This is a genomic window from Curtobacterium sp. ER1/6 (assembly GCF_001742745.1).
GTDB lineage: Bacteria > Actinomycetota > Actinomycetes > Actinomycetales > Microbacteriaceae > Curtobacterium > Curtobacterium citri.
The window spans coordinates 1-15,698 of sequence record NZ_MJAK01000011.1; the positions used below are offsets into that span (position 1 = coordinate 1).

Annotated in this window: 13 protein-coding genes; 11 read left to right on the forward strand and 2 right to left on the reverse strand. The window is 72.0% G+C overall.

Going from position 1 to position 15,698, the window contains the following annotated elements; translation table 11 throughout:
- Positions 1–688 precede the first annotated feature (688 nt).
- The 7 genes from Cus16_RS13850 to Cus16_RS13880 all read left to right on the forward strand — a co-directional run bounded on the left by Cus16_RS13850 (position 689) and on the right by Cus16_RS13880 (position 10,174).
- Positions 689–2,050 (forward strand): extracellular solute-binding protein, encoded by a 1,362-nt coding sequence (locus Cus16_RS13850; protein WP_069713256.1) that lies wholly within the window; start codon positions 689–691, stop codon positions 2,048–2,050.
- A gap of 106 nt (positions 2,051–2,156) precedes the next feature.
- Positions 2,157–3,107: a carbohydrate ABC transporter permease gene (locus Cus16_RS13855; protein WP_083263999.1), complete on the forward strand. Its 951-nt coding sequence runs from the start codon at positions 2,157–2,159 to the stop codon at positions 3,105–3,107.
- Positions 3,108–3,178: 71 nt separating this feature from the next.
- On the forward strand, positions 3,179–4,009 hold the full coding sequence (locus Cus16_RS13860; RefSeq protein ID WP_189319611.1) for a carbohydrate ABC transporter permease: 831 nt from the start codon (positions 3,179–3,181) through the stop codon (positions 4,007–4,009).
- A gap of 60 nt (positions 4,010–4,069) precedes the next feature.
- The gene (locus Cus16_RS13865) at positions 4,070–7,192 is read left to right on the forward strand and encodes an alpha-mannosidase (protein ID WP_069713257.1); all 3,123 of its coding nucleotides are present in this window, start codon (positions 4,070–4,072) and stop codon (positions 7,190–7,192) included.
- Between the two features lie 376 nt (positions 7,193–7,568).
- Positions 7,569–8,525: a hypothetical protein gene (locus Cus16_RS16445; RefSeq protein WP_069713258.1), complete on the forward strand. Its 957-nt coding sequence runs from the start codon at positions 7,569–7,571 to the stop codon at positions 8,523–8,525.
- A 40-nt stretch (positions 8,526–8,565) separates the two neighbouring features.
- On the forward strand, positions 8,566–9,306 hold the full coding sequence (locus Cus16_RS13875; protein ID WP_069713259.1) for a histidine phosphatase family protein: 741 nt from the start codon (positions 8,566–8,568) through the stop codon (positions 9,304–9,306).
- Positions 9,296–10,174: an NAD(P)H-hydrate dehydratase gene (locus tag Cus16_RS13880; protein ID WP_069713260.1), complete on the forward strand. Its 879-nt coding sequence runs from the start codon at positions 9,296–9,298 to the stop codon at positions 10,172–10,174. Before Cus16_RS13875 ends, Cus16_RS13880 begins: the two co-directional genes overlap by 11 nt.
- A gap of 142 nt (positions 10,175–10,316) precedes the next feature.
- On the opposite strand, the gene Cus16_RS13885 is transcribed toward Cus16_RS13880, so the two are convergent.
- The gene (locus tag Cus16_RS13885) at positions 10,317–10,754 is read right to left on the reverse strand and encodes a YdeI/OmpD-associated family protein (RefSeq protein ID WP_069713261.1); all 438 of its coding nucleotides are present in this window, start codon (positions 10,752–10,754) and stop codon (positions 10,317–10,319) included.
- Between the two features lie 198 nt (positions 10,755–10,952).
- Between Cus16_RS13885 and Cus16_RS13890 the strand changes: the two genes are divergently transcribed.
- Genes Cus16_RS13890 through Cus16_RS13905 form a run of 4 tightly spaced genes read left to right on the forward strand, consistent with a single transcriptional unit; the run spans position 10,953 to position 15,073 of the window.
- Entirely contained in the window at positions 10,953–12,101 is a 1,149-nt protein-coding gene (locus Cus16_RS13890; protein ID WP_069713262.1) for an ABC transporter substrate-binding protein, read from the forward strand.
- Between the two features lie 4 nt (positions 12,102–12,105).
- The gene (locus Cus16_RS13895; protein WP_411266611.1) at positions 12,106–13,149 is read left to right on the forward strand and encodes an ABC transporter permease; all 1,044 of its coding nucleotides are present in this window, start codon (positions 12,106–12,108) and stop codon (positions 13,147–13,149) included.
- Entirely contained in the window at positions 13,146–14,006 is an 861-nt protein-coding gene (locus Cus16_RS13900; RefSeq protein WP_223246630.1) for an ABC transporter permease, read from the forward strand. The genes Cus16_RS13895 and Cus16_RS13900 overlap by 4 nt, the downstream gene beginning before the upstream one ends.
- Positions 14,003–15,073, forward strand: coding sequence for an ABC transporter ATP-binding protein (locus tag Cus16_RS13905; RefSeq protein WP_069713263.1), 1,071 nt, complete (start codon positions 14,003–14,005; stop codon positions 15,071–15,073). Before Cus16_RS13900 ends, Cus16_RS13905 begins: the two co-directional genes overlap by 4 nt.
- Positions 15,074–15,172: 99 nt before the next feature.
- On the opposite strand, the gene Cus16_RS13910 is transcribed toward Cus16_RS13905, so the two are convergent.
- Entirely contained in the window at positions 15,173–15,652 is a 480-nt protein-coding gene (locus Cus16_RS13910) for an NUDIX hydrolase (protein WP_069713264.1), read from the reverse strand.
- Positions 15,653–15,698 lie beyond the last annotated feature (46 nt).

Genomic DNA, 15,698 nt, shown 5'->3' on the forward strand with positions numbered 1-15,698 from the left:
GCCACACGGCCCTGCCCGCCCGATCCTTCCCACAACAGGTGCGATGGGGAGCGGTTCCGGGCGGCCCCGCCCGCCCGATCCTTCCCATCACGGGTGCGATGGGAAGCGGTTCCGGGCGTAGCTGGTCGTTCCATCAATGCAGGTACGCCTGTTCCGACCAGGTACGCCCGTTCCGACCAGGTGCCTGCGCGCCGACAGGCTCGCCACGCGGCCCTGCCCGCCCGATCCTTCCCACAACAGGTGCGATGGGGAGCGGTTCCGGGCGGCCCCGCCCGCCCGATCCTTCCCATCACGGGTGCGATGGGAAGCGGTTCCGGGCGTAGCTGGTCGTTCCATCAATGCAGGTACGCCTGTTCCGACCAGGTACGCCCGTTCCGACCAGGTGCCTACGCGCCGACAGGCTCGCCACGCGGCCCTGCCCGCCCGATCCTTCCCACAACAGGTGCGATGGGAAGCGGTTCCGGGCGTACCTGGTCGTTCCGTCACGGCAGGTACGCCCGTTCCGACCAGGTACGCCCGTTCCGACCAGGTGGGCGCCCCGCACGGCCCGGCACGAGGGGCGCGCTCCTGAGCTCGGCACCGTTGCGGAGCCGTGACCGAAAGCTCTTGACACGAATAAGTCCACACGCTGTACTAATCCTGCGCGCGGGTGACGGAGCCCGCGGACATCCCGTGCAAAGGAGCACCGATGAAACGCCGCACCCGAATCATCGCCGGTCTCGCAGCCGTGGCAGTCGCCGCGGTCGGACTGGCGGGTTGTTCCAGCTCGGGGTCCGCCTCGAGCAACACGATCAAGATCGCGTACCAGAAGTTCGGTGCCTTCCAGCAGCTCGATGCGCAGATGAAGGAGGTCAAGACCGCGTACGAGAAGGCGAACCCGGGCAGAACCGTCACCCTCGTCCCGATCCAGGCGCAGGGCAACGACTACTACACGAAGCTCGCGCTCATGAACAAGGCGCCCGCGACGGCCCCCGACGTCATGTACGAGGACACCTTCCTCATCAAGTCCGACGCCGAGGCCGGCTACCTGCTGCCCCTCGACAAGTACACGGACAAGTGGGACGAGTGGGACCAGTTCTACGACAACGCGAAGCAGGCCGGGCAGGGCGACGACGGCAAGATCTACGGCGTCTCGATGGGCACCGACACCCGCGCCCTCTGGTACAACAAGGACCTCTTCGAGAAGGCCGGTCTCCCCGTGCCGTGGCAGCCGAAGACCTGGGACGACGTGCTCTCCGCGGCGAAGACGCTCAAGGAGAAGGACCCGAACGTCATCCCGTTCAACATCTACTCCGGCAAGGCGCAGGGCGAGGCCTCGACCATGCAGGGCTTCGAGATGCTCCTGTACGGCGCGGACGGCGACGGCAACACCCTCTACAAGGACAAGAAGTGGGTCGTCGGCTCGAAGCAGTTCGAGGACTCCCTGAAGTTCGTGAAGGACGTCTACCAGGGCGGCCTCGGCCCGACACCGCAGCAGGCGCTCGACACGAACGTCGGCACGACGATCGCGCAGACGTGGCTGCCCGAGGGCAAGCTCGCCATCGACCTCGACGGCTCGTGGCAGTCCGGCACGTGGCTCGAGTCCGGCACCGCTCCGTGGAAGGAGTGGAACGACGTCATGGGCCAGGCAGCGTTCCCGACCCAGAACGGTCAGGCGCCGGGCTACAACTCGATGTCCGGCGGCTGGACGCTCGCGGTCGGCTCGAAGTCGAAGAACCCGCAGGCGGCGTTCGACTTCATCACGACCTTCCTCGACAAGGACGGCTCGCTGAAGTACGACACCGAGAACAGCCAGATCGCCGTCCGCAAGGACGTCGCCGAGGACACCGCGTACACGGACGCCAACCCGACCTTCAAGTTCTTCTCGAGCCTGGTGGAGCACACGAACTTCCGCCCGGCGACGAGTGACTACGCGCAGGTCTCGAACGCGATCCAGGTCGCGATGGAGTCCGTCATGACCGGGCAGCAGACGCCCGCCGAGGCCGCGAAGGACTACGACCAGGCGGTCGAACAGGTCGTCGGCAAGGACAACACCGTCGACGCCGGTTAGCGGCGCGACCACCCGACGGACTGGAGGCGCGGGGCGATCCCGCACCGCGCCTCCCGTCCGTCCCTCCCCACCTTCGGAACCCCTCCGCACCCGGAAGGCATCCAGCGTGTCCACAACACCCCTCGCGCCGACGCTGTCGGCGCCCGGTGCGCCGAAGCGCACCGAGCCACCCGTGCCGCGCAAGCGGCGACCACTGCGGAACGCGACGCGGGTCGTCCCGCTCCTGCCCGCGGTCGTCCTCCTCGTCGTCTTCCTGCTCGGCCCCGTCATCTCGTCGTTCTACGGGTCGTTCACCGACTCGGCCCTGACCGGCGTCGGCGCCGCCGACCAGCAGTTCGTCGGCTTCCGCAACTACGTCGAGCTCTTCCAGGACAAGGACTTCCCGAAGTCCGTCGTCCTGACGATCGTGTTCCTCCTCGCCTCGGCGGTGGTGGGGCAGAACGTCCTCGGCCTCGGGCTCGCGCTCCTCATGCGCGGCGCGAACCGGGTCGTCCGCGCGATCGTCGGCACCTTCGTCGTCGCCGCCTGGGTGCTGCCGGAGATCGTCGCCTCGTTCGCCGCCTACGCGTTCTTCAACGACACCGGCACGCTCAACACCTTCCTGGCGTCCATCGGGATCACCGGGGCGAACTGGCTGTACACGTACCCGATGCTCGCCGTGATCCTGGCGAACATCTGGCGCGGGACCGCCTTCTCGATGCTCGTCTACGCGGCCGCCGTGTCCGAGGTCCCCGAGGAGATCACCGAGTCCGCCGAGGTCGACGGCGCCACCGGGTGGCAGCGGCTCGTCTACATCACGCTGCCGGTCATCCGCCGCTCGATCTCGACGAACCTCATGCTCACGACGCTGCAGACGCTGTCGGTCTTCACCCTCATCTTCGTGATGACGGGCGGCGGCCCCGGCACGAACTCGTCGACCCTGCCGATCCTGGCGTACCAGGAGGCGTTCAAGTTCTCGCAGCTCGGCTTCGGGACCGCGATCGCGACGATCCTGCTGATCGTCGGCGCGGTGTTCTCGATCATCTACATCCGCGCGCTCAAGCCCGAGGTGGACTGACCATGGCCCTCACTGCCGACCGTCCCGTCGCGAACGTCACCCGCTCGGTGACCGCGCCCGGCGCACTGCACATGACCTCCCCGCGCGGGCGGACCATGCGCTGGGTGTCGAACGTCGTCCTGCTCGTCATCGCCGTCTGCTTCGCGGTGCCCCTGCTCTGGCTCGTGCTGGCGTCGGTGGACACCCAGGCGTCGCTGTCGGTGAAGCTGCCGACGCAGTTCACGCTCGACAACTTCACGCAGGTGCTCACCCCGGAGCTGTCGTTCATCCCGCTCGCGAACAGCCTGCTGCTCTCCGGCGGCACCGCGGTCGTCACCGTGGTGTTCGCGCTGCTCGCCGCGTACCCGCTGTCCCGCTACAAGATGCGCGTCAACAAGCCGTTCCTGTACAGCATCCTGTTCGGCACCGGGCTGCCGATCACGGCGATGATGGTGCCCGTCTACGCGCTGTTCGTGTCGCTCAACCTGATCGACAACGTGTGGGGCTGCATCTTCTTCCTCGCCGCGACGAGCCTGCCGATGGCGATCTGGATGGCGAAGAACTTCATGGACTCGGTGCCGATCTCCCTCGAGGAGGCGGCGTGGACCGACGGCGCCTCGATGTTCACCACGCTCACGCGGATCGTCGTGCCGCTCATGCGCCCCGGCATCGCGGTCGTGTTCATCTTCGTGTTCATCCAGGCCTGGGGGAACTTCTTCGTCCCGTTCGTCCTGCTGCTCTCGCCCGACAAGGTGCCCGCCGCGGTGAGCATCTTCAACTTCTTCGGGCAGAACGGCGCGGTCGCCTACGGGCAGCTCGCCGCCTTCTCGATCGTCTACTCCGTGCCCGTGATCGCCCTCTACGTGCTCGTGTCCCGCGGCCTCGGGGGCGGCAACGCCCTCGCCGGCGGCATCAAGGGCTGACCCCGTCCGACCGCGGTGGGCTCGTCCCACCGCTGTCCCTGCTGGAAAGGAACCACCTCCATGCACCACGACGAACCGCTCGTCGAAGCCCGGATCGCCCGTCTCGTCCGCGACCGCATCGACCCCGCCGTGCACCGCCGCTCGGCCCCGATCACCATCGACGCCTGGGACGTGCCGGACGAGCCCGTCCCGTTCGCCGAGGCCGTCACCGCCGAGTACACGCCGTTCACGGTCGGCAGCGCGTGGGGCGGCCGCCCCTGGGGCACCACGTGGTTCCGCGTGCGGGGCACCGTGCCCGACGACTTCGGCACCGACCCCGGCACCACGGTCGAGCTCCGCGTCGACCTCGGCTTCTCGAAGCGGCAGCCCGGCTTCCAGGCCGAGGGACTCGCCTGGCGCACCGACGGCTCGACGATCAAGGGCATCGAGCCGCGCAACGACACCGTGCCCGTCGAGGTCGGCCCCGGCGGCTCCTTCGAGCTGTACGTCGAGGCCGCCGCGAACCCGGACATCGGTGGCGACGACTTCCAGGGCGCGACACCGCTCGGGTCCCGGTCGACCGCCGGGACGGAGCCGATCTACCGGCTGCGCGCGCTCGAGCTCGTCGAGCGCGACGACACCGTGTGGGAGCTCCAGCAGGACGTCTGGGTGCTCCGCGGCCTGATGGCCGAGCTCCCGACCGACGGCACCCGCGGCGCCGACCTGCTCCGCGTGCTCGAGCGCGCCGCCGATGCCCTCGACCCGGACGACGTCGCGGGCACCGCCGCGGAGGCCCGCGCCGTGCTCGCCCCGGCCCTCGCCGTGCCCGCCAGCGCCGCCGCGCACCGCGCCGTCGCCGTCGGACACGCGCACATCGACTCCGCCTGGCTCTGGCCGGTCCGCGAGACGATCCGCAAGTGCGCCCGGACGTTCTCGAACGTGCTCGACCTGATGGACCAGGACCCCGACTTCACCTTCGCGTGCTCGTCCGCACAGCAGTACGCCTGGATCCGCGACGGGTACCCGTCGATCTGGGCCCGCATCAAGCAGCGCGTGGCCGAGGGCCGCTGGATCCCCGTCGGCGGCATGTGGGTCGAGTCGGACACCAACCTGCCCGGTGGTGAGGCCCTCGCGCGCCAGTTCGTCGCCGGGAAGCGCCTGTTCCTCGAGGAGTTCGGCGTCGACACCCCCGAGGCCTGGCTGCCCGACTCGTTCGGCTACACCGGCGCGCTGCCGCAGATCGTCCGGGCCGCCGGCTCGAAGTGGTTCGTCACGCAGAAGCCCTCGTGGAACGAGACGAACGTCATCCCGCACACGTCGTTCCACTGGGAGGGCATCGACGGCTCCCGCGTCCTGACGCACCTTCCCCCGGCCGACACCTACAACTCGGACGTCTCCGCCGCCGACCTGCTCCGCGGCGAACGCGGCAACAAGGAGCGCGGCGTCGCGAACACGTCGATGCTGCTGTACGGGTTCGGCGACGGCGGCGGTGGGCCCACCCGCGAGATGGTCGCGGCGGCCCGACGCCAGCACGACCTCGACGGCTCGCCGCGGGTCGACCTCGGCACCCCCGCGCAGGTGTTCGAGGAGCTCGAGCGCGTCCTGCCGGAACCCGCGGTGTGGTCGGGGGAAATGTACCTCGAGTTCCACCGCGGCACGTACACCTCGCAGATCCGCACGAAGCAGGGCAACCGCCGATCCGAGCACCTGCTCCGCGAGGCCGAGCTCTGGGCGGCGACCGCGGCCGTGCGGCTCGGCGCCGAGTACCCGTACGACGAGCTCGAGTCCGTGTGGCACACCGTGCTCCTGCAGCAGTTCCACGACATCCTGCCGGGGTCGTCGATCGCCTGGGTCTACGAGAACGCCGAGGCCGAGTACGCCCGGGTCGCCGAGGTCCTCGAGGGACTGATCGGGTCGTCGACGACCGCGCTCGCGAGCGGTGGGGCGCCGGCGCTCGCCGGGGTCGGGGCGTCGGCGACCGCGTTCGCCGGGGGAGCCGGCAGCGGGCTCGACGCGCCGCAGGGCGCGGGTGCGGTCGGGACCGGGGGCAGCGCCGAGGTCGGGACCGTGGTGCGCTTCAACGCCTCGCCCGTCGCGGCGGGCGGGGTGACCGCCCTGGGTGGTTCCGTGGCGTCGGCGGAGGAGGCCGTGCCTCCCGTCCGGAACGGCGACCGCTTCGTCTTCGACACCGGCGTCGTCACGGCGACCATCGACGCGAGCGGGCACGTCGTGTCGTTCGTCGACCACGCTTCCGGACGCGACGCCGTCGCACCGGGCGCCGTCGCCGCGCAGTACACGGTGTTCCGGGACACCCCGAACCAGTGGGAGGCGTGGGACATCGACCGCGCCTACCAGCGGAACGGGACCGTCCTGGCGGCGGCCTCCGTCGAGGTGCTCGGCGATGCGCTCGTCGTGACGCGCCCCTTCGGCTCGTCGTCGGTGACCACCCGGTACTCGGCGACCGCGGGGCAGCCCGAGCTGCACATCGAGACCGAGGTCGAGTGGCACGAGCGGCAGAAGCTCCTCAAGCTCGCGTTCCCGCTCGACGTGCGGGCGTCGGTGGCGTCGAGCGAGATCCAGTTCGGGCACATCGACCGGCCGACGCACCAGAACACCTCGTGGGACATGGCGCGGTTCGAGACCGCGGCGCACCGCTGGGTGCACGTCGCGGAGCCGGGGTTCGGCGTCGCCGTCGCGAACGACTCCACGTACGGGCACGACATCACCCGCTCGACGCGTGCGGACGGCGGGACGACGACGCTCGTGCGTGAGTCGCTGCTGCGTGCGCCGACGTTCCCGGACCCGCACGCCGACCAGGGGCACCACGTGTTCCGGACGGTGCTGCGCGTCGGCTCCTCGGTGCTCGACGCCGCGGACTCCGGGTACCGGCTGAACCTGCCGGTGCGCTCGGTGCCGGGGTCGGCGGAGGTGTCGCCGCTGGTCGTCGTGTCCTCGCCGCAGGTGCTCGTCGAGGCCGTCAAGCTCGCCGAGGACCGCTCGGGCGACGTCGTCGTGCGGCTGTACGAGGCGTCGGGCGGTCGAGCGACGGACGTCGGGGTGTCGTTCGGGTTCGACGTCGCCGCGGTCGACGCGGTGGACCTGCTCGAGCGGCCGGTCGGCTCTGGGACCTGGGCTGCTGGGGAACCGGTCGTGCTGACGCTCCGGCCGTTCGAGATCGTCACGCTGCGGGTGCGGCGGGGCTGAGGCGACGGTGCCGGGCCCGTGGCAGCGGGTCCGGCGCCGCCGGCCCGGAGGGGCTGCGGCGCCGGGGGAGCACGGGTGCGTTCCCTCGGCGCCGCGTTGCGTTGCGGGGCGGTCTGCGCCGCTCGTGGATTGCCCGCGGCGTCGTGTCCGGTCGATCCGCGTCGCCCGCGGTGTCTCGCCCGGTCGATCCGGGCGTACCTGGTGGGAACGGGCGTACCTGGTCGGACAGGACGACCAGGTACGCCCGTTCCCACTCGCCATGGCGGCCGTCATGGGAAGGAACGGGCGTCCTGCACAGGGCGAGCGGACGGGAGGCTCGTCCACAGTCAGCCCCGCCGGCCCCGGTCCCGCGGTGGGGACCGGGCACGCTCCCGGCATGGAACGACCACTCCCCATCCTCCGTGCGGGTCCGGCCCGCGAGGTCGGCTGCGATCCGACCACGTTGCGTCGCCGCGTCCGGTCCAGCGGATCCGATCGGCTCGTCCGCGTCGGCCCGAACGCCTTCGTCGAGGGCGTCCGGTGGGACGGCGCGGGCCCTCGGCAGCGGTACGTCACACGCGTGTACGCACGGCTCGGACGGCTCGGGACCCCCGCCGTCGCTTCGCACGTGTCGGCGGCCGCGGTCCACGGGCTCCCGGCGTTGTCCGGGTGGAACGCCCCGGTGCACGCCACCGTGCCGGAGTCGATGTACCGCGGCCGGACACCGACCCTGGTCCTGCACACGCGTCCGGTGCCGCCGGACGAACGGGTCGAGGCGGACGGCGTCGCGGTGACGTCCGTGCCGCGGACGGTGGTCGACATCGCGATGTCCGACGACCTCCGGACCGCGGTGGTCGTCGCCGATGCGGCCCTCCGCAGCGGCATCGGCACCGGGTGCCTCCGGGCAGCGGTCCACCACCGGTCTCGCGGGCGCCGACGCGCCGACCAGGTCATCGACCTCGCCGACGGCCGGTCCGGCTCCGCAGCAGAGTCGTTCGCCCGCGTCGTCTTCCTCGAGCTCGGTCTGCCGGAGCCGGTGCTGCAGCAGGGGTTCGTGGTCGACGGCCGTCGGTACGCCGTCGACTTCTGGTTCCCCGACCAGGGCGTCGTCGTCGAGATCGACGGCCGTGCGAAGTACACGCAGGAGCGGTACCTCGCGGGCAGGAGCCCGACCGAGGTGTTCCTCGACGAGAAGCGTCGGCACGAGGGGCTGCTGACGGTCCCCGGGGTCCGGGCGGTCGTCCGACTCGAGTGGCGAGACCTGTTCGACCCGGACGCCCTGGTCCGCCGCTTTCGGGCCGCCGGCCTGCCGTGTCCGGTGCGACCGATCAGGAGCGCCCGACCGGCTGCCTGACCGGGAGCGGGCCCAGGGGCCTCGGGTTAGCGTCGCGCCCATGGCAGTCACCGAGATCTGGCTCGTCCGCCACGGGGAGTCCACCGCCAACGTCGCCGCCGCCCGTGCGGACGCCGCGGGCGCGGACGTCATCGAGGTCGACCACCGCGATGCCGACGTCCCGCTCAGCCCCCTCGGTGAGGAGCAGTCGCGGGCGCTCGGGCAGGAGCTCGCCGACCGTGGTGTCGACGACGTCCCGGTCGCGCTGTGGGTGTCGCCCTACCGACGCGCGCAGCAGACGATCGGCATCGCACTCGAGGCCGGCGGCCTGACCGAGCCGCCGAGGCGTACCGACGAACGGCTGCGCGACCGGGAGCTCGGTGTCCTCGACCTGCTCACCCGACAGGGCGTGCGCAACCGCTACCCGGACGAGGAGCGCCGCCGACAGTGGCTCGGCAAGTACTACCACCGGCCCGCGGGCGGGGAGTCGTGGGCGGACGTCATGCTCCGGCTCCGCACGGTGATGACCGACGTCGACCGGCTCGAGGGGACCGAGCGGCTCCTCGTCGCCGCACACGACGCGGTCGTCATGCTCGCGATGGCCGTGTGCCTCGACCTCGACGAGCACGCGCTCATGGCCTTCGCCGAGGACCACACCGTCGCGAACGCCTCGCTCACCCGGCTCCACCGCGACGGCCCCGGTGCGCCGTGGACGCTCGAGGAGTTCTCCGCCGTCGGGCACCTCGACGACGACGAAGTGACCGAGCACAGCGGCCGGAAGGACGACGCCCGTGTCGAGTGAGCCCGAGGCCCCGCAGCACATCACGCCGAACGTCCTGCGGGAGTGGCCGCTGCCCGAGCCCGGCGCCGGCAAGTACGGGCGCGGGCAGGTGCTCGTGATCGGTGGTGCTTCGTACACACCCGGCGCAGCCATGCTGTCCGCGCTCGCCGCACTCCGGGTCGGTGCCGGTCGGCTCACCCTCGCGGTCGGCGCGAGCGTCGCGCACCACGTGGCCGTCGCCGTGCCGGAGTCCGGGGTGCTCCCGCTCGCCGAGGACGCGGACGGGCACGTCGCGGTCGGGGCGCTCGCCGCGGTGGCCGACACCGCCGGGTCCTCCGACGCCGTGCTCGTCGGCCCCGGGCTCGACGAGCCCGACGGTGCCCGCGACCTCGTCGCCGGCATCGCCGATGCGGTCGGTCCGGACACGTACGTCGTCCTCGACGCCTTCGCGCTCGGCGTGGCCGCGGACGTCGAGGACCGTCTCGCGCCCCTGCACGGTCGGCTCGTGCTGACGCCGAACAGCGGCGAGGCGGAGCGCCTCCTCGGCCGGGACTGCGGGGACGACGACGTCGCCGACGCCCGCGACATCGCCGAGCGGTACGGCGCCGTCGTGGCGCTGTCCGACGTCATCGCCGCGCCGGACGGCCGTGCCTGGGTGAAGGGCACCGGTTCGGGCGGCCTGGGGACGAGCGGCAGCGGCGACGTGCTGTCCGGCGTGGTGGTCGGGCTGCTCGCGCGCGGTGCGGAGCCGGCGCAGGCCGTGGCGTGGGCCTCCTACGTGCACGCCGCCGCGGGGGACCGCCTCGCGGTGCAGGTCGGGCCGCTCGGCTACCTGGCGAGCGAGCTGCTCGCCGAGATCCCGCGCGTCCTGGTCGAACTCGGCGGCTGATCCCGCCCGTTCCTTCCCAGAACGCCTGCGGTACAAGGCAAGATCGGGCGTACCTGGTGAGGACGAACGACCAGGTGTGCCCGGATCGACCGGGTACGCCCGGAAGGACCAGGTTCCCGCCGCCGCCTCGCACGCCCGGCGCCTACCCGCGCAACGACTCCACGGCCTTGTCGACCCGGCGCTGGCGCGTCTCCGGGGCCTTCGCCGCGAGCACCGGGTCCACGAGCGCCCGCTGCCGTGAGGCCGACAGGGTCTCGTAGGCCGCCCGGACTCCGGCCTCGTCGAACGCCGCCGCCAGGTCCGACGGCAGCTCGACCGTCCGCGGCAGGGTGTCGACCTCGAGCGTGACCTCGACGGTGTCCCCGGCGGCGATGCCCGCTGCGGTGCGATGGGCCTCGGACAGCGGCACCAGGAACTGCCCGCCCATCACCCCGACCGTCGACCGGTAGGTGTAGCCGCCGTCGATCGTGACGACCACGGCGGGGCGCTTCCCGGAGCCGAGGGCGTCGACCACCTCCTCGGGGACGGGCAGACCGGTGGCCGTCTTCCTCGCCTGCAGGACCGTCGTCGTGAACTGCACCCGTGCCTCCCGGCTGTCCGCGGTCGCGACCGCAGCGTGCGCGGGGACCGTCCCCGGCAGCGAAACCGTACAGCCGCACCCGCTGTTCCGCCACCGTTCACCGCCGCAGCACGACCCCGAAACCGGCCGCGTCCACGATCGTGCCGAACCCGGACCCCCGGACACCCGAACACCCACAGCACCCGGAAGGCACACCCCGTGCAGCACACCCGCACCCTGGCCGGCATCGCCCTGGCCGCAGCAGCAGTCGTCACCCTGGCCGGTTGCTCGGCCACGAGCTCGGCGAGCACGAGCACCGGTTCCGGCGACACCGACTGGAAGACGGCCACCAGCGCCGAGTCCGCCGGCGGCATGGACGCCCTCGTGAAGGCCGCGAAGGCCGAGGGCCAGCTCAACGTCATCGCGCTCCCGCCGACGTGGGCGAACTACGGCAAGATCATCGCTGGCTTCGAGAAGAAGTACGACATCAAGATCAACTCGGCCAACCCGAACGGCTCGAGCGCCGACGAGGTCGCGGCCGTGAAGTCGCAGCAGGGCCAGTCGACCGCGCCCGACGTGCTCGACCTCGGCAACGCGGTCATGCAGCAGAACCTCGGCCTGCTCACCGACTACAAGGTGGCGAACTGGTCGGACATCCCCGACACACTGAAGGACAAGGACGGCGCATGGACCCGTGACTACACGGGCCTCATGTCGATCGGGTACGACTCGTCCAAGATCACGGACGCGCCGAAGGACCTGAACGACCTGCTCGGCAGCGAGTACAAGGGCAAGGTCTCGATCGCCGGCGACCCGACGCAGGCGAACCAGGCGGCGTCTGCGGTGTACCTCGCGGCGCTGGAGAACGGCGGCTCGGCGGACGACATCACCCCGGGTGTGGAGTTCTTCGGCAAGCTCAAGCAGGCCGGCAACTTCCAGAACGTCCTGCCGTCGCAGGCGACCGTCGCCTCGGGCGAGACGCCCGTCGTGATCCAGTGGTCGTACAACAACCTCGCGTGGGGCCCCGCTGCCGGTGCATCGGGCAACAAGAACTGGAAGACCGTCGTCCCCGAGGGGCAGGCGCTCGGCTCGTACTACTCGCAGGCCATCAACAAGGACGCCCCGCACCCGGCGGCGGCGCGCCTCTGGCAGGAGTACATCGCCAGTCCGGACGCGCAGAACCTGTACCTGCAGGCCGGCGCCTTCCCGTCGACCCTCGCGGCGATGGAGCAGTCGGGCAAGGTCGACAAGGACGCGCTCGAGGCCGCCGGCGGCATGCCGAAGGACTACGTCGAGCTGACGGACGCGCAGGTCACCGAGGCCGCGAAGGTCCTGGCGGCGAAGTGGTCCGCCACCATGGGGTCCTGATCCCGTGACCCGCGCATCGGCCCCGAGCGGCGGCAGCGCGACCGTGCCGGGGCAGGCACCCGCCCCCGCAGCGACCAGTGCTGCGGCCACCAGCGCCGCCGGCTCGGTGGCCGATGCCGGCGGCACCCCCGCCCCCGGTCCGCAGCCCACTCCCACCGCGCCGCCCGGGCCGAGAAGCCGGAGCGGCCGGGGCCGCCGCACCGGCCGCTCCGGCCTCGCCTGGCTCGGCCTCACCCCGTTCGCCGCCTACGTGCTGCTGTTCCTGGCCGTCCCGGCCGTGATCGCGGTCGGCAGCGGCTTCTCCACCGGCGACGGTGCGTTCACCGTCGCGAACCTCGCGGCCTTCACCGACCCGTCCGTCCTGCGCGCCTTCGGTGGCTCGTTCGGGCTGTCGGCCGTCTCCGCCGTGATCGGCGCGGTCGTCGGTGCGCTCGTCTGCTGGGCGCTCGCGGCGCTCCGCCCGGACGGACTCGTCCGCTCGGTGATCGACGCCGCCGCGAGCGTCCTCGCGCAGTTCGGCGGTGTCATGCTCGCGTTCGCCTTCATCGCGACGATCGGGGCGCAGGGCCTGGTCACGACGTGGCTCGTGTCCACGTTCGGGATCGACCTCAACGCCGACGGCACCTTCCTCTACACCGTCCCGGGGCTCGTGATCCCCTACGTGTACTTCCAGGTCCCGCTGATGGTCCTGACGTTCATGCCCGCACTCGAGGGCGTGCAGGCGCAGTGGGGCGAGGCCGCGGCCACCCTCGGGGCCTCGCGCGCGACGTACTGGCGGCGCATCGCCGTCCCGGTCCTCGCTCCGGCCTTCTGGGGCTCGCTGCTGCTGCTGTTCGCGAACGCGTTCTCGTCGTTCGCCACCGCCGCCGCGCTCATCTCCCAGGGCGGCATCGTCCCGCTGACGATCCGCGCACAGCTGACCAGCGAGACGATCATCGGCCTGCAGAACGTCGCCGGGGTGCTCGCGCTCGGCATGGTCGTCGTCATGGCGGTCGTCATGGCCCTGTACTCGCTGCTCCAGCGCCGGGCCGCCCGGTGGCAGCGGTGAGCGCCGTCGTGCGTCCGGCGACCCGGCCGGGAGGCTCGGCTCGCCCCCGCCGCTTCGGCGTCGCCCCGTCGCGGGGCACCGCAGCGGTCGTGCTCACCCTGGTCGGACTGGTGTTCGCGGTCCCGCTGGTCGCGCTGGCACAGTTCACGTTCCGGCAGGGCACCGACGGCGCCCTCACCCTCGACCACTACGCCGCGATCGTCGACCCGGCGAACGCCGTCACGTACCAGCCGGTCTTCGACGGTCTCGCCGCGTCGCTGCTCATCGCCGTGATCACCGTCGGGATCGTGCTGCTCGTCCTCCTGCCGGCGCAGATCGTCACGGCACTGCGCTACCCCCGCCTGCGTCGGGTGCTCGAGTTCGTGTGCCTGGTCCCGATCACCGTGCCCGTCGTGGTGCTCGTCGTCGGGTTCATCCCCGTCTACCGGGTCGTCTCCCAGGTCTTCGGCTCCGGTGCCTGGACCCTGGCGTTCGCGATCGGGGTCGTGTCGCTGCCGTTCGCGTTCCGTCCGATCGCGGCGGCCCTGACCGCGGTGGACGTCACGGTGCTGTCCGAGGCGGCGCGGTCCCTCGGCGCCTCGTGGTGGACGGTGACGTGGCGGATCCTGCTGCCGAACCTCCGCCGCGGCATCACCGCCGCGTGCTTCCTCACCGTGACGGTCGTCCTCGGCGAGTACACCCTCGCCTCGTTCCTCTCCCGCACCACGTTCCAGACCGCGCTGCTGCTCGTGCAGTCGACCGACCCGTACGTCGCAGCGGTCTTCTCGCTCGCCGCGCTGCTGTTCGGGTTCGTCCTGCTCGTGCTGATCGGCCGGGTCGGGACGGGCCGCCGGCGCACCCCGAAGGAGTCCGCATGACCACGACCGCCCCCGCCGCCCCGGCATCGCTCTCGACCGAGGGCGCGACCGTCGAACTCGAGGTGGTCGAGAAGCACTACGGCACGCACCGGGCACTCGCCGGGCTGTCCCTCCGCATCGAACCCGGTGAGTTCGTGTCGCTGCTCGGCCCGTCCGGCTGCGGCAAGACCACCGCGCTCCGGGCCCTCGCCGGACTCGAGACGATCGACGGCGGCGCCATCCGCATCGACGGCGCGGACGTCGCCTCGGTCCCGGTCGACCAGCGGGACATCGGGATGGTGTTCCAGCAGTACTCGCTGTTCCCGCACATCACCGTGCGGCAGAACGTCTCCTTCGGCCTGGAGATGCGTCGGGTGCCGGCGGCCGCACGACGCGAGCGAGTCGTCGAGGCCCTCGACATGGTGCACCTCGTCGACTTCGCCGACCGGTGGCCGCACCAGCTCTCCGGCGGCCAGCAGCAGCGCGTCGCCCTCGCCCGCGCCCTCGTCACCCGGCCCCGCGTGCTCCTGCTCGACGAGCCGCTCTCCGCGCTCGACGCCAAGGTGCGGGTCTCCCTGCGCGACGAGATCCGGCGCATCCAGACCGACCTCGGCATCACGACCGTGTTCGTCACCCACGACCAGGAGGAGGCGCTCGCCGTGTCCGACCGCATCGCCGTCATGAACGCGGGCGAGATCGAGCAGGTCGGCACGCCGGAGGAGCTCTACCGCCACCCCGTGTCGGCGTTCACCGCGGACTTCGTCGGCCAGTCGAACCGGCTGCGCGGGGACCTGCGCGACGGCGACGTCTTCGTGTACGGGTTCCGGGTACCGGCCCTCGACGCCGGGACCGCCGACGGCCCGGTGACCGCGTTCGTCCGGCCCGAGGACGTCGCGTTCGCCGCCGAGGGCGTCACCGGCACGGTCGTCGCGTCGAGCTTCCTCGGCTCGATCCGCCGCACGACGGTCCGACTCGACGACGACACCGTCGTGACGGTGCAGCACGAGGTCGGCGACCGCCGCACCTCGGGCGACCCCGTGGCCCTGCGGCTGCTCGGTGCGCCGGTGGCGGTCGCGCCGCTCGCCTGACCGGCGACCCGGCCCGCGACCCGGCCCGGGCCCTGCCCGTGCACCCCGCCGGACGGGAGGCGCGTGGCGGGGCCGCCACGCGCCTCCCGTCCGCCGCGGTCAGCGCTCGAAGCGCGCCTCGCGCTCGTCGGCCAGGCCCGCCTCGACACGTGCGCGCATGTCCGCGGACATCGCGGGCAGGGCGTCGAGCCGGGCCCAGGTCGCCTCGGTGTTCTCGCCGTCCGCCGGGAACGGGTCCCCGGAGACGTACCGGCAGGCGAAGACGAGGTCGAGGTACTGCGCGCGGTCGCCGTTCGGGTACGTCATCTCGGGCAGGGTCTGCACCCACGCCAGGCGCTCGGCGACCGCGACGACGTCGGCCTCCTCGAGGACCTCGCGCTCGGCGGCCACCGCCGGTTCCTCGCCCGGGTCGACGATCCCCGTCACCGGCGTCCACGCGCCGGTGTCCGCGCGTCGGACGACGAGCAGCTCGCGCTCGGCGCCCTCGCCGCGGGTGACCACGGCGGTGACCCCGGTCAACCAGAGCAGGTCGGTGCCGATCTTCTCGCGCAGGGACAGGACGAAGTCAGGGGTCGGCATGGGTCCACGGTACCGATCACCCCTGTCGCCGACTGGTCATGACCAG

Excerpts from the sequence above, each read along its gene's own strand:
- Cus16_RS13905 (WP_069713263.1), top strand. The coding sequence starts at position 14,003 with ATGACCACGACCGCCCCCGCCGCCCCGGCATCGCTCTCGACCGAGGGC.
- Cus16_RS16445 (WP_069713258.1), top strand. The coding sequence starts at position 7,569 with ATGGAACGACCACTCCCCATCCTCCGTGCGGGTCCGGCCCGCGAGGTC.
- Cus16_RS13850 (WP_069713256.1), top strand. The coding sequence starts at position 689 with ATGAAACGCCGCACCCGAATCATCGCCGGTCTCGCAGCCGTGGCAGTC.
- Cus16_RS13860 (WP_189319611.1), top strand. The coding sequence starts at position 3,179 with ATGACCTCCCCGCGCGGGCGGACCATGCGCTGGGTGTCGAACGTCGTC.
- Cus16_RS13865 (WP_069713257.1), top strand. The coding sequence starts at position 4,070 with ATGCACCACGACGAACCGCTCGTCGAAGCCCGGATCGCCCGTCTCGTC.
- Cus16_RS13910 (WP_069713264.1), bottom strand. The coding sequence starts at position 15,652 with ATGCCGACCCCTGACTTCGTCCTGTCCCTGCGCGAGAAGATCGGCACC.
- Cus16_RS13875 (WP_069713259.1), top strand. The coding sequence starts at position 8,566 with ATGGCAGTCACCGAGATCTGGCTCGTCCGCCACGGGGAGTCCACCGCC.